Annotated in this window: 12 protein-coding genes; 6 read left to right on the forward strand and 6 right to left on the reverse strand. The window is 59.7% G+C overall.

What is annotated here, in order from left to right:
* Window positions 1–28 precede the first annotated feature (28 nt).
* The 4 genes from pta to ACR0BF_RS15055 all read left to right on the forward strand — a co-directional run bounded on the left by pta (window position 29) and on the right by ACR0BF_RS15055 (window position 5,677).
* Entirely contained in the window at window positions 29–1,036 is a 1,008-nt protein-coding gene (gene pta, locus ACR0BF_RS15040; protein WP_480555069.1) for a phosphate acetyltransferase, read from the forward strand.
* Window positions 1,037–1,126: 90 nt separating this feature from the next.
* Window positions 1,127–3,946, forward strand: a complete 2,820-nt coding sequence (locus ACR0BF_RS15045) for a molybdopterin oxidoreductase family protein (RefSeq protein WP_480555065.1) — start codon at window positions 1,127–1,129, stop codon at window positions 3,944–3,946.
* A 109-nt stretch (window positions 3,947–4,055) separates the two neighbouring features.
* Complete coding sequence (locus tag ACR0BF_RS15050; protein ID WP_480517792.1) at window positions 4,056–4,805, forward strand: 4Fe-4S dicluster domain-containing protein; 750 nt, start codon at window positions 4,056–4,058, stop codon at window positions 4,803–4,805.
* A complete protein-coding gene (locus ACR0BF_RS15055) occupies window positions 4,805–5,677 on the forward strand; it encodes a dimethyl sulfoxide reductase anchor subunit family protein (RefSeq protein ID WP_480625224.1) in 873 nt (290 codons plus the stop codon). The genes ACR0BF_RS15050 and ACR0BF_RS15055 overlap by 1 nt, the downstream gene beginning before the upstream one ends.
* 133 nt (window positions 5,678–5,810) lie before the next feature.
* Here ACR0BF_RS15055 and dapA read toward each other — a convergent pair whose 3' ends face one another.
* Window positions 5,811–6,683: a 4-hydroxy-tetrahydrodipicolinate synthase gene (gene dapA / locus ACR0BF_RS15060; RefSeq protein ID WP_480474109.1), complete on the reverse strand. Its 873-nt coding sequence runs from the start codon at window positions 6,681–6,683 to the stop codon at window positions 5,811–5,813.
* A gap of 133 nt (window positions 6,684–6,816) precedes the next feature.
* On the opposite strand from dapA, the gene ACR0BF_RS15065 reads away from it, so the two are divergent.
* The gene (locus ACR0BF_RS15065; RefSeq protein WP_480625225.1) at window positions 6,817–8,790 is read left to right on the forward strand and encodes a lytic transglycosylase domain-containing protein; all 1,974 of its coding nucleotides are present in this window, start codon (window positions 6,817–6,819) and stop codon (window positions 8,788–8,790) included.
* Here the strand turns inward: ACR0BF_RS15065 and ACR0BF_RS15070 are convergent.
* Together ACR0BF_RS15070 and mnmC2 are read right to left on the reverse strand one after the other, a co-directional pair.
* Complete coding sequence (locus ACR0BF_RS15070) at window positions 8,764–9,633, reverse strand: DMT family transporter (RefSeq protein WP_480625226.1); 870 nt, start codon at window positions 9,631–9,633, stop codon at window positions 8,764–8,766. The genes ACR0BF_RS15065 and ACR0BF_RS15070 overlap by 27 nt on opposite strands.
* On the reverse strand, window positions 9,630–10,295 hold the full coding sequence (gene mnmC2 / locus ACR0BF_RS15075; protein WP_480517800.1) for a tRNA (5-methylaminomethyl-2-thiouridine)(34)-methyltransferase MnmC2: 666 nt from the start codon (window positions 10,293–10,295) through the stop codon (window positions 9,630–9,632). The genes ACR0BF_RS15070 and mnmC2 overlap by 4 nt, the downstream gene beginning before the upstream one ends.
* Window positions 10,296–10,350: 55 nt before the next feature.
* Here mnmC2 and ACR0BF_RS15080 point away from each other — a divergent pair, with 55 nt between their 5' ends.
* Window positions 10,351–11,385 (forward strand): NAD(P)/FAD-dependent oxidoreductase, encoded by a 1,035-nt coding sequence (locus ACR0BF_RS15080; RefSeq protein ID WP_480517802.1) that lies wholly within the window; start codon window positions 10,351–10,353, stop codon window positions 11,383–11,385.
* Here ACR0BF_RS15080 and ACR0BF_RS15085 read toward each other — a convergent pair.
* The 3 genes from ACR0BF_RS15085 to ACR0BF_RS15095 form a co-directional block, all read right to left on the reverse strand.
* Window positions 11,377–12,168: an HTD2 family dehydratase gene (locus tag ACR0BF_RS15085; protein ID WP_480625227.1), complete on the reverse strand. Its 792-nt coding sequence runs from the start codon at window positions 12,166–12,168 to the stop codon at window positions 11,377–11,379. The genes ACR0BF_RS15080 and ACR0BF_RS15085 overlap by 9 nt on opposite strands.
* A gap of 15 nt (window positions 12,169–12,183) precedes the next feature.
* On the reverse strand, window positions 12,184–12,726 hold the full coding sequence (locus ACR0BF_RS15090; RefSeq protein ID WP_480606228.1) for an NADPH-dependent FMN reductase: 543 nt from the start codon (window positions 12,724–12,726) through the stop codon (window positions 12,184–12,186).
* Between the two features lie 122 nt (window positions 12,727–12,848).
* Window positions 12,849–13,520, reverse strand: a complete 672-nt coding sequence (locus ACR0BF_RS15095) for a YiaD family glycine zipper/OmpA-like lipoprotein (RefSeq protein ID WP_209505259.1) — start codon at window positions 13,518–13,520, stop codon at window positions 12,849–12,851.
* Window positions 13,521–13,551 lie beyond the last annotated feature (31 nt).

Raw genomic sequence — 13,551 nt, forward strand, 5'->3', positions numbered from 1 at the left:
GCTTAACCCCAGGACGAGGCCGGAGCACATGACCCTGACACCCGTCGAGCTGTTGCGGCAAAACGCTCCGGCCACCCGTCCCATAATCGCCCTCAGCGAAGGCAACGACCCCCGCATCACCAAAGGAGCCCTCAACGCGCAGAGGGCCAATCTGGCCGATATCATTCTGGTTGGCCCGTACGCCGAGGTCGAAGCAGCCCTGAAAGATCAGGGGGCTGCTGCCTCTCACGGAGTTGAGATCCATGACCCTGTGACTTCGGACCTGACCGAAGAATTTGCCCAGACCTTTTTCGAACTGCGCCAGCATAAAGGCGTCGACCGGGTCAAAGCCCGTGCTGCCGTTGAAACACCCCCCGTCTATGCCGCCATGCTGGTGCGCAGCGGACGCGCCACCGGCACCGTAGGAGGGGCCGTTCACACGACCGGCGAAATCGTCCGTGCAGCCATCCAAGTGATTGGCATGGCCCCCGATGCAGGAATGGTGTCGTCCTTTTTCCTGATGTACCCGCCGGAAAACGCTCAGCCCGGGGCGCGGGCGATGCTCTATTCCGATTGCGGGCTGGTCATCAATCCGACCGCAGGCGAGCTGAGCAAGATTGCCATGGCATCCGCCACATCGGCCCGGACGCTGCTGCAGGTCGATCCAAAGATCGCGATGCTCAGCTTTTCCACGAAGGGCAGCGCCAAGCATCCGGACGTGGAAAAGGTGATCGAGGCTACAGAAATGCTGCGCCAGGCCGCGCCAGACCTGAACGTCGACGGTGAACTGCAATTCGACGCCGCCTTTGTACCTTCGGTTGGTGAGCGTAAATCACCGGGTTCGTCTGTCGCCGGGCAGGCCAACGTGATGATCTTTCCCAATCTTGATGCTGGCAATATCGGCTACAAAATCACCCAAAGACTGGGGGGCTACACCGCCATCGGACCGGTCTTACAGGGGCTGGCCAAACCCGCCAACGACCTGTCCCGCGGATGCAGCGCCGAGGATGTGACCCAGATGATCGCCGTGACCGCATTACAGGCAAATAGACTGTAACACTTAATTTTCGCACCGCTCCCGGAACGATGTTCTAAAATACCGAGGAAACTGACAAAATCCTCCTGACATAACCAACTGGACCCGCAAATGACCCATCAGCAGCCGATCCTTGATACGTCACCGAAAGTCTCGGACGAAATCCGCAGGACCACCTGCTACATGTGCGCCTGCCGATGCGGCATCAACGTTCACATGAAAGACGGCAAGGTTGCTTATATCGAAGGCAATCGCGACCACCCGGTGAACAAGGGCGTCTTGTGTGCCAAGGGGTCCGCCGGGATCATGCAGGTCAACGCCCCTTCGCGCCTGCGCAAGCCACTGAAACGGGTCGGCCCGCGTGGCTCGGGTGAATTTGAGGAGATCAGCTGGGACGAAGCGCTGGAACTGGCTGTCAGCTGGCTGGAGCCAATCCGTAAAGACAACCCGGAAAAGCTGGCCTTTTTCACCGGCCGGGACCAAAGTCAGAGTTTTACCAGCTTCTGGGCGCAAAATTTCGGAACCTGCAACTATGCGGCGCATGGCGGCTTCTGTTCGGTCAACATGGCCGCGGGCGGCATCTATACGATGGGCGGCGCGTTCTGGGAATTCGGCCAGCCTGATTGGGACCATACCAAGCTGTTCATGTTGTTTGGCGTGGCCGAAGACCACGACTCCAACCCGATCAAAATGGGTATTGGCAAGATCAAAGCGCGCGGCGCACGTGTAATCGGCGTCAACCCCATCCGCAGCGGATACAATGCCGTCGCCGATGATTGGGTCGGCATCACACCGGGAACTGACGGGCTGTTCATCCTGTCATTGATCCATGTACTGATGAAAGCCGGAAAGATCGATCTCGACTATCTGAGCCGCTACACCAATGCCCCGGTTTTGGTGGACGCGTCCGAAGGCGCCGGAAACGGCCTGTTCCTGCGCGACGATGACGGAAAGCCCCTGGTCATCGACCGGAATACAGGCAAGCTGACGGCCTTCGACACGCCTGGCGTTCGCCCGGATTTGTCAGCGATCTACGAAAACGACGGTGTCGTTCATCGCCCTGTGTTTCACTTGATGGCGGAAAAATACCTGTCTGAGGAACACGCGCCCGAAGCTGTTGCCGAAAAATGCGGTATTCCCGCCAAGCGCATTCGCGCGATTGCTGCGGAACTGGCGCGCGTCGCCTTTGACGAGGCGTTCGAGCTGGATCACGAATGGACCGATTTCCGGGGCGAGAAACACACCAAGATGATTGGCCGCCCTGTTGCGATGCACTCGATGCGCGGCGTTTCGGCTCATGCCAATGGTTTCCAGACCTGCCGCGCGCTGCATGTGCTGCAGATCATCCTTGGCACGGTCGAGGTTCCCGGCGGCTTCCGCTTCAAGCCCCCCTACCCCAAACCGATCGAGGCGCACCCGACACCGCATTGCAAGGTGACGCCCAACTCGCCCCTGGATGGCCCGCATCTGGGTTTCGTCCGCGGCCCGGAACACCTTGCGCTGAAGAAAGATGGCAGCCCCGCACGGATCGACAAGGCTTTCACCTGGGAAAACCCGATGTCCAGCCACGGGCTGATGCATATGGTGATCTCGAACGCACATGCGGGCGACCCGTACAAGATCGATACGCTGTTCATGTACATGGCAAACATGTCGTGGAACTCGACCATGAACACCAAGGGTGTCATCGAGATGCTGACGGACAAGGGTGAAAACGGCGATTACGTGATCCCGCGCATCATCTATTCGGACGCCTATTCTTCCGAGATGGTGGCCTACGCGGACCTCGTCCTTCCGGATACAACCTACCTCGAACGCCACGACTGTATCTCGCTGCTGGATCGCCCGATTTGCGAGGCGGATGCGGCCGCTGACGCAATCCGCTGGCCTGTGATCGAACCGGACCGTGACGTGCGCGGGTTTCAGTCAGTATTGATCGATCTCGCAAACCGTATGAAACTTCCGGGCTTCACCCATGAAGACGGCTGCGCAAAATGGGTCGATTACGCCGACTATATCGTCAATCACGAACGCAAGCCGGGTATTGGCCCACTAGCCGGGTTCCGTGGCGAAAATGCCGACAAGGAAGGGCGCGGAGAAGTCAACCCGGATCAGTTGAACCGCTATATAGAGAACGGCGGCTTCTACGTGGCGCATATCCCGCAAGGCGCGGATTACTACAAACCATGGAATGCGGCCTATCAGGAATGGGCCGTGGGCATGGGGCTCTATGACAGCCCGCAGCCATACCTATTCCAACTCTACTCCGAGCCGATGCGCAAGTTTCAGCTGGCAGCCGAAGGCCATGGCGACCGACAGCCGCCTGATCATCTGCGCCAGCGGATCAAAGACACGATGGACCCACTTCCAATCTGGTACGAAACAGACCAGCAGGGCAACGACGGCTTCACTGTCAACGCGCTGACCCAGCGCCCGATGGCGATGTATCACAGCTGGGGCACGCAAAACGCCTGGCTGCGGCAGTTGCACGGGCGAAACCCGCTCTATGTTCCGACCAAGCTGATGCACAAGCACGGCCTGAGCGACGGAGATTGGGCCAAAATCACATCCCCTCATGGTGAGATTACCGTCCCTGTGATGGAAATGGCCGCCCTGAACGAAAACACCGTCTGGACATGGAACGCCATCGGCAAACGCAAAGGCGCCTGGGCCCTGCAGCATGACGCGCCCGAGGCCACTAAGGGCTTTTTGCTCAACCACCTGATCCACGAATTATTGCCGCCAAAAGGCGACGGGCTACGCTGGGCCAACTCCGACCCCATTACTGGTCAGGCCGCATGGTTTGACCTGAAAGTCAAAATCGAAAAGGCCGACGCGCCCGCCGATGCTCAGAGCCAGCCTCATTTTGACCCGATCAAATCACCGGTAGGAGCTGGCCCTGCGAATTTGGCGTGGAAGGTGGGCGAATGACCCGGACCCGCTCTTCATCTGGCCACAAATATCCCGGGGGTGAATTGAGCCGCAGGCTCAAGAGGGGGCTGGCCCCCTCACCCGTCCTCAACAGCACAGGTATCCTGACATGACCCAGCTACCGAACTCCACCGAGCGCAAGATGGGTCTGGTGATCGACCTGGACACCTGCGTTGGGTGCCATGCCTGCGTAATTTCCTGCAAGGGCTGGAACACGGAAAATTACGGCGCGCCGCTGTCCGATCAGGATGCCTATGGCGCCAACCCGTCGGGCACTTTCCTGAACCGCGTGCATTCCTACGAGGTGCAACCGGCGGAAGGGCACGCGCAACTGATCCATTTCCCGAAATCCTGCCTGCACTGCGAAGACGCGCCCTGTGTTACCGTCTGCCCAACCGGGGCCAGTTACAAGCGGGTCGAGGATGGCATCGTGCTGGTCAATGAAAGCGACTGCATCGGGTGTGGCCTGTGTGCCTGGTCCTGCCCCTATGGCGCGCGTGAACTGGATAAGGCCGAGGGGGTGATGAAGAAATGCACCCTCTGCGTCGACCGGATCTACAACGAGAACCTGCCCGAGGTGGACCGGATTCCGTCCTGTGTTCGAACCTGTCCGGCGGGCGCGCGGCACTTTGGCGATCTGGGCAATCCGGACAGCGACGTCAGCAAGCTTGTTGCGGATCGCGGCGGAATGGACCTGATGCCCGAAATGGGCACCAAACCCGTCAATAAATATCTGCCGCCGCGCCCGAAAGACACGGTGGAAGATCAGATCGACATCCTGGCCCCCCTGTTGGCACCTGTCGCTGAAGAGCCCAAGGGCTTCCTCGGCTGGCTCGACAAGACGTTGGAGAAACTCTGATGCATCCTGCACCCTCCGTCATCCTCTTCACCACCCTGTCCGGTCTGGGCTTCGGTTTGCTCATCTTCCTTGGTCTTGGCTTTCCGGCCGTCTCGGGCTGGGTGGCCTTTGTGTTCTTCGCCATTGCTTACGGTCTGGCCGTCGGAGGGCTGATGGCCTCGACCTTCCACCTCGGCCACCCGGAACGGGCCTTGAAGGCTTTTACCCAATGGAAAACCAGCTGGCTCAGCCGTGAAGGCTGGTGTGCCGTGCTCGCCCTGGTCGTCATGGGACTTTATGCGATTGGCGTAGTGTTTCTGGATCGGCATTGGAGCCTGCTGGGTTGGGTCGGAGCCTTGATGTCACTGGCGACCGTGTTCACGACATCGATGATCTACACGCAACTCAAGACCATCCCGCGCTGGAATATGAACCTGACCCCCGCCATGTTCCTGAGCTTCAGTCTGGCGGGTGGTGCGTTGCTGGCGGGCCAGACACGTGTTGCTATTCCGCTTCTGCTGATCGCCGCTTTGGTTCAATTCTTGTATTGGAAGAAAGGCGACAAAGCGCTGGAGGCATCCGGAACGGATCTGGGCACGGCGACAGGTTTGGGTAACCGGGGCACAGTCAGAGCGTTCGAGCCACCGCATACCGGTACCAACTATCTGCTGCGTGAGTTTGTTCATGTGGTCGGGCGCAAACATGCACAGAAATTGCGGGTGATCTCGTTTGTATTGGCCTTTGTCCTGCCGGTTCTGTTGCTGGTCCTGCCATTCAACCATTTCCTGGCCCTGCTGGCGGTGGCATCGCATCTGGCGGGTGTCACGACCTCGCGCTGGTTGTTCTTTGCGCAGGCTGAACATGTCGTTGGGCTTTATTACGGCAAACGTTGAGGGGGCTCTGCCCCCGCCGCGGCACACCGCGACTCCCCCGGGATATTTTTGGCCAGATGAAGTCTGGATCCTGAAAAAGAAAAAGGCGGCGCTCGGTAGTCGAGGCCGCCTTTTCCGGCTTCTGAAGACCGGGTCAGATGAGGCCCGCGTGTGCCATTGCTGCTTCAATCGCGGCCTTTGTGCTGTCTTCCAGCTCGGTCAGAGGCGAGCGGACTTCAGTGCTGCAGAGACCCAGTTTGCTGAGCGCGTATTTGGCGCCGACCAACCCGGGTTCGATAAAGATCGCTTCGTGCAGCGGCATCAGCTTGTCCTGGTATTCCAGTGCCTTTGCATAATCGCCCGACAATGTGGCCTGCTGGAATTCGGCGCAGAGTCTGGGAGCCACGTTTGCTGTGACTGAAATGCATCCGACACCGCCATGGGCATTGAAACCCAGTGCCGTGGCGTCTTCACCGGACAGTTGGCAGAAGTCCTTGCCACAGATCGCACGCTGCTGGCTGACGCGCGCCAGATCGCCCGTCGCATCCTTGACCCCGACAATACGCGGCAACCGGGCCAATTCGCCCATGGTGGCGGGGGTCATGTCGATGACCGATCGCCCGGGAATGTTGTAGATGATGATCGGAATATCCGCAGCCTCGTGCAGGGCTTGGAAATGCGCGATCAAGCCGCGTTGAGTCGGCTTGTTGTAGTAAGGTGTGACAACCAGCGCCGCATCTGCCCCAACTTTTTCGGCGAACTGAACGAACCGGACGGCTTCGACCGTATTGTTCGACCCGGCACCGGCAATAACCGGAACACGGCCAGCAGCCGTTTTGACCACTTCTTCGATGACCGTTTCGTGTTCGTCATGGCTGAGCGTCGGGCTTTCGCCGGTGGTTCCAACGGGCACCAGCCCGGTCGAGCCTTCGGAGATCTGCCATTCGACCAGATGTTTAAGCGTCTTCAGGTCCAACTCGCCGTTGTTGAACGGAGTGACGAGGGCTGGCATCGAGCCTTTGAACATGACACGCTCCTTAAGGTGCACATTGCGGTTTTTGCGCCTCGGCCTCTCACGTTTCCAGCTTTGTGAGTTGATCCCGCCGGCGCAGGGTTTATCCTCACAGGCTCTATCCTCGGTTGGTTGGGAAATGCAAGGGATGACACGCTTTCTGGCACTGTTGACTGGTGTGATTCTATACGCAGTGACGACACCGCAAGCCGCACGCGCGGATGCGGCCGGTGATTTGCGCGCCGGGCTCTATGAAATGCGCAAGGGCGACTGGAACGCGGCACTGCGCGTATCGGGCCAGCGCGGCTCGGTCTCGCGCGATGTCATTGTCTGGCACTGGCTGCGTGAGGGGTTTGGCAGCTCGGGCGATGTGCTGGTGTTTCTCGAACGCCGCCCGGATTGGCCCGGGCTGGATTGGCTGCGCCGCAAGAGTGAGCCGGTCTTTACCGGGGCCGATCCCGACAGGGTTCTGAAGTTTTACGCTGGCTTACCCCCTCAGACTGCTGAAGGCGCGCTGAACTATGCGGTGGCCCTTAAGGCCAAAGGGCGCATTGGCGAGGCGGAAGCCGACATCGTGACAGCCTGGCGTACCATGCCAATGGGATCGGGGTTGCAAAAAGACTATCTGGAAAATTTTGCCAAACTGCTGAAGCCGCACCATGCCGCGCGGCTGGACCGGATGCTGTGGGATGGCCATTTGGTCAGCGCAGAACAGATGCTGCCCCTGGTCAGCACGGAGGAGCGCAAGCTGGCCGAAGCACGGATCGCGTTGCAGAAACGCCAGCCAGGCGTAGACGGCAAGGTGGCGGCGGTACCGAAGTCGCTGGCAGATGCGCCGGGGCTGGCATTCGACCGTTTTGTCTGGCGAGACAAGAAAGAACTGGATGACAGCGCCGTCGACCTGATGCTGGCACGGTCAACCGGACCGGAGGCTCTGGGCGAGCCTGACAAATGGGCCGAGGGACGCCGCCGTCTGGCCCGGCTCGAGATGCGATCGGGGCGAGCGGCGCGCGCTTATGACGTGGCGGCCAAGCACCATATGACCCCCGAAATGGGATATTCCTATGCGGATCTCGAGTGGCTGGCCGGGTTTCTGGCCCTGCGCAAACTGAATGACCCTGCCACAGCCGTGCGGCACTTCCAGAATTTTTCGAATGCCGTGCAATCGCCGATCTCGAAAGGGCGCGGCGGCTATTGGCTGGGGCGAGCTTACGCCGAGCTTGGGGAAGCAGACAAAGCCTATGAGGCCTATGCGATGGGCGCGGATCATCAGACCTCTTTTTATGGTCTGCTTGCGGCGGAACGGATCGGACGGCCATTTGACAAGGAACTGGCCAATCCGCGTCGCGCGCCGCACTGGCGTCAGGCTGAGTTCGCCGAATCCAGCGTCCTGGAAGCCGGGCTGCTGTTGCTGAAGGCCGGGGAAGACAACTTGTCCGAGAGGTTCCTGACCCATCTTGTCGAAGGTCTTGACCCTGTGCAGGCCAACCAGTTGGGCGACCTTGCAATTGAACTTAAGCAGCCGCATCTGGCTGTGATGATCGCCAAGCGGGCTGCGACCACGGGCACCATTTTGCCTGCGGCCTACTACCCGGTTCATCCGGTGGCCGACATGCGTCTGCCAATGGCCAAGGAAATGACGCTGGCCATCGCACGGCGCGAAAGCGAATTTGATCCGGTTGTCGTCAGCGGCGCGGGTGCGCGCGGCCTGATGCAGGTGATGCCCGCAACGGCCAAGCTGGTGGCCGGAGAGCTGGGGATACTCAGCGGCCATCAGACCGGTCGGTTGACGTCGGACTGGCAATACAACGCCAAGCTTGGCGCCAACTATCTTTCGGGCCTTGCGACCGAGTTCAACGGGAATGTCGTCATGATGGCGGCGGGTTACAATGCTGGTCCAAAGCGCCCGACCTCGTGGATGGAACGCTATGGTGATCCACGCACCGGCGAGGTGGATATCGTAGACTGGATCGAGACCATTCCGTTCGATGAGACGCGCAACTATGTGATGCGCGTGACCGAAAGCTTGCCGGTCTACCGCGCCCGACTGGGGCAGCCCGCCCTGCCGGTTCCGTTTTCGCAGGAACTGATCGGATCATCGCTGGCGGCGTTCGCGCCATAAGGTAAAAAGCCCTGCGGCTACAACAATCGCTGCGCCCGCGACAACTTCAGGGCGCAGTGTTTCACCAAAGATCGAAATCCCCAGAATCGCGCTCCAGACCAGGTGAAAATAGGCAAAGGGTTGGACGGCGCTGGCTTCGGCCATCTCATAACATTTGATCAGCAGCCAGTGCCCCGTTGCCCCGCTGACGCACAGCAACGCCATCCAGAGCCAGTCGCTGCGGGCCATTGGCTCCCAGAACCACATTCCAAACAGAGTCATGGCGACGGCGCCAACGACGCCGGTCCAGAAAAAGCTGGTGGCCGTGCTATCCTGACGTGCGACATAGCGCGTCAGCAGGCCATAGATCGCAAACAAAAACGCCGAGATCAGCGGTATGACGGCCCAAGGATCAAAGACACCAACGCCCGGCTGCAGAATGATCAGAACACCAATGCAACCAACGCCGATCGCGACCCAGCGCCGCCATCCGACCTTTTCGTCCAGAACCGGACCGCTCAGCGCCGCGACAAGCAGGGGATAGCTTATGAAAACGGCCATACTGTCGATCAGACCGAGCACTGTGAAACCAAATACGGCGACGCAGATCTCGGTGGCCAGCAGCAGGCCCCGCAGGATCTGAAGACCCATCTGGTTCGTCTGCATGGCCGCCTTTAACCCGCCTGAGGATCGCGCCGCCAACGCAATGACAAAGGCCGCGAAGAACCAATAGCGGATCATCACCACCATGTAGGTGTTATAGGTTCCGGCCAAATGGCGTGAGATACCGTCCTGCAAGGCAAAGACAATCGTCGCGCCCACCATCAGGGCGATACCCGCACCTGCACTGTTTTTCTGCGTCATGCCTTGAGCGCCCGCGTCATGTGCCTCTTTCGGCCATAACCGGATGTACGGGTGACGGTGAAACCGGCATCCTGAAGCCCGCGTCGAACAAACCCGGCGGCCGTATATGTGGCTGCGGTACCATCGGTGGCTGTATGCGCCGCCACTTGCTGCATCAGATCTGCCCCCCACAATTCTGGGTTCTTGGCAGGAGAGAACCCGTCGAGGAACCAGGCGTTGGCCAGGCCAGTCCATTGCGGCAGGCTGTTGCGCGCATCGCCGATGATCACTTCGCATTGAAGGGTTTCAAGACTGCACGCGCGACCTGTCCAATGGGCCAGAAACCGGCTGCACCACGGGTGCAACTCGGGGAAGGCCTCAAGCGCGTGACGCATATCATCCGTGGCCATGGGAAAGGCTTCGAAACTGGTGAACCGAAGCGGCCCTGTTTGGCCGGATTTCTCCCATTCAGACCAGACCGTCAGCAGGTTCAGACCGGTGCCAAAGCCCAGCTCGGCAATATGAAACCCCGGCGCAAAACGTTCTGGCAGATCATTACCTGCAAGAAACACATGGCGCGTCTCTTCCAGCCCGTTCTGCAACGAGTAATAGGGATCGTCGAAACGGTCCGAGACCGGTATCTGATCCTCGGTCCACGTCAATTCGGCATGCTGGTCTGCCATCGGGGAATCCTGTAGCTAAGCGGCGCGACACTGAACAAGGAAAAGGGAATTGGCAATGATCGATGTGACGGTTCGCGGGGCAGGAATTTTCGGCCTGTCCATCGCCTGGACCTGCGCCCGTCGGGGCGCGAAGGTGCAGGTCGTCGATCCTTTTGGGCCGGGCTCCGGGTCCAGCGGCGGTCTGGTGGGGGCCTTGGCCCCGCACGTGCCTGAAAACTGGAATGCTAAGAAAGCTTTCCAATTCGACAGCCTGATCATGGCCGAACCCTTTTGGCATCAGGTCGAGGGTACCGGCGGCGTTTCTCCCGGCTACGGGCGGCTGGGCCGTCTTCAACCCATTCCTGACGCCCGCAGTCTGGATCTGGCCCGGCAACGCGAAGGTTCAGCCGATCAGCTTTGGCAGGGGCGGGCAGAATGGCGGGTGATCAGCACATCGCAGGCCGGATCGTGGTGCCCGCCCAGCCCCACCGGCTTTGTCATCCGCGATACGCTGACGGCGCGCATGCATCCCCGGCGAGCCTGCGCCGCTCTGGTTGCAGCCCTTGAGGTCATGGGTGTCCACGTTGTCAGTAGCGCTGATGATAAAGGGCAGGTTGTCCACGCCACGGGCCTAGCCGGATTACTTGAACTGAACGACGCCTACGGAAAGACCGTCGGAAACGGTGTCAAAGGTCAGGCCGCCCTGTTGCGCTTTGACGCGGGAGAGGTGCCACAGCTTTTCGCGGATGCGGTCCATATCGTGCCACATGCGGACGGAACGCTTGCAATCGGATCAACGTCTGAACGGGACTATGACGACCCAACCAGCACAGACAGTGCATTGGACGATATCATAGACCGGGCCACGCGCGCGCTGCCGCTTTTGCACGGGGCCGAGGTGATCGAACGTTGGGCCGGGGTGCGTCCCCGCAGCAAAAGCCGCGCCCCGATGTTAGGCCTGCATCCGTTGCATCAGGGTCAGTTCATCGCCAATGGCGGTTTCAAGATCGGCTTTGGCATGGCTCCGAAAGTGGCCGATGTTATGGCCGATTTGATGCTGGAGGACAGGGATTCGATCCCCGATGACTTCCGCCCCGGAGCCTCACTGTGATAGGGCCACAGCTTTCATGCATTGCCGCCCATCCGGGCCGCGCACCCACATGTCCTGACCGTTCCGGCACAGCTGGGCAGTCTCGAAATGCATCAACGGCGAGGTCGCACGGAAAGAAAACGACTTGAGTGGTCCGCCAAGATCAACTGCAAACAGCATCAGAAGCTGCGCCAGAAGTGGCCCGTGCACAACCAGCCCTGCATATCCTTCCACATCGCGCGCATAGTCCAGATCGTAGTGAATGCGATGGCCGTTGAAGGTCAGCGCTGAGTAGCGAAACAGCAGGGTGGTATCGAACGCAACCGCGTGGATATCCGTTTCATCCGTGCGTGAACGAGGCGGTGTCGGAGTTATTGCGTCCGGCGTGGGGTCTTCACGATAAACAAGGTCCTGCCATTCTGTCAGACAAAGTTGGCCACCTTGCCGTATCTCATGCCGCAACGTGACAAAACCCAACGGTCCGGAGCGCCCTGTTTTTGTGCTTTGGTTTTCAAGAACCGATGTCCTGTCGGCAGTGACTCCTGCGATCAGCGGCGCATGAAATTCCAATTGCCCACCGGCCCACATTCTGCGGGGCAACCCCATATCCGGGATCAGGCCACCCACCCTGGGATGCCCATCCCGGCCCAGCGCAGCAGGCGGTTGCGGCGCCCAAAAATAGAGCTGATGGAAGAATGGCGGCAGAGCTGAACCTTTGGCAATTGTTGGCTCAGAGCCCAACGCAACCTGAAACGACGCAGCGCGGGCCGGGTCAAGGATATCGCTTTGACGATGTTCCAACATTTGGGCAGTCCAAGCTTAGAAACCGGCCTCGGCCCTGAGTTTCTGCATCAGCATGTGCAGCGAATTTTCGTATCGCCCGGACAACAACCTTCCCTGTTCGTCGAACTCATTCGAACTGTCAGCGAGGTGGATTTCCGGACCCTGCAAAATGCGGGGCTGAAAGGGCACCATGCAGGCGCGCAGGATCATCTGCGCCCTTTCCCCACCAGCGCGGCCACCCGCCGCCGACATCACGGCAACCGGCTTGCCCGCCCATGGATTGCCCTTTGTCCGGCTGACCCAGTCCAGTGCGTTTTTCAGAACTCCCGAAGGCCCTTTGTTGTACTCGGGCGTCGAGATGATCACCGCATCCGCCTGCCCGATCTGGTCGGCCAGCATCTGAACAGATGCCGGTATCCCTACGGCATCCTCCAGATCGCCATCATAAAGCGGCAGGTTCAGGTCTGCTTCGGCATAGCTGACAGGGTCGAACAACCGGGCCGCTTCGCGCAGCAGCTTGCGGTTCGTCGCGTCCTTGCGCAGGGAGCCGGACAGGCCAAGCAGGGTCGGTTGAGACATCAGGGACAACTCCGTTTCAGTGTTTCCCAATAGTTAGACCGAGATTGACCCCGACCAAACCCCCATTGACGCACAGTCATTGCGCAACAGCGGCCGGGCCAGACCGGTCCTGCGTTTCAGGATCACGCGTTTCCGCTGGGGACCACAACAATCTCAACCCGCCGGTTTTGCGCTTTTCCTTGCGGCGTTAGGTTGGACGCGACCGGGTTGTTTTCACCCTGACCGTAGGTTCTGATACGGCTGTAGCTGACACCATTGGCTTGCAGGATATCCGCGACCGCGTTTGCGCGACGCTCGGACAATCCTTGATTATAAGACGCGTCGCCGTCGCTGTCGGTATGACCAATGATCTGCACGTTCGAGTTGGGATAGTTGACAAGGTTCTGGCCCACTTTCACCAGATCCGCCCGCAGCGCCGGGCGCACGGTCGAGCTGTCCGTGTCAAACGTAATGTCATTCGGGACGGTCACGATCAGCCGGTCACCCGCATTGACGATTGTAATCCCGTCATTTGCCAGTTGCTGACGCAATTCCGCAGCCTGCTTGTCCAACTGGTTGCCGATCAGACCGCCACCCGTGGCACCAATGGCGGCACCGGCCAGCGCCCCAAGACCCGGGTTCGAGTTATTGGCAATCGCGCCGACACCCGCGCCGATAAGGCCACCCAGAACCGCACCCTGCTTCGTATTTTTGTTGGGGTCGTTCTGAACGGTCAGGGTGCCCGGATCGGTACAGGCCGTCACCGCCATGATTGAACACAGGCCTGTCGCCAGAAAAAACTTTGAAATCGTCATGATATCACCTTCTGCTCCGGTACCCGTTCTT

Source organism: Ruegeria sp. AG7 (assembly GCF_056541545.1).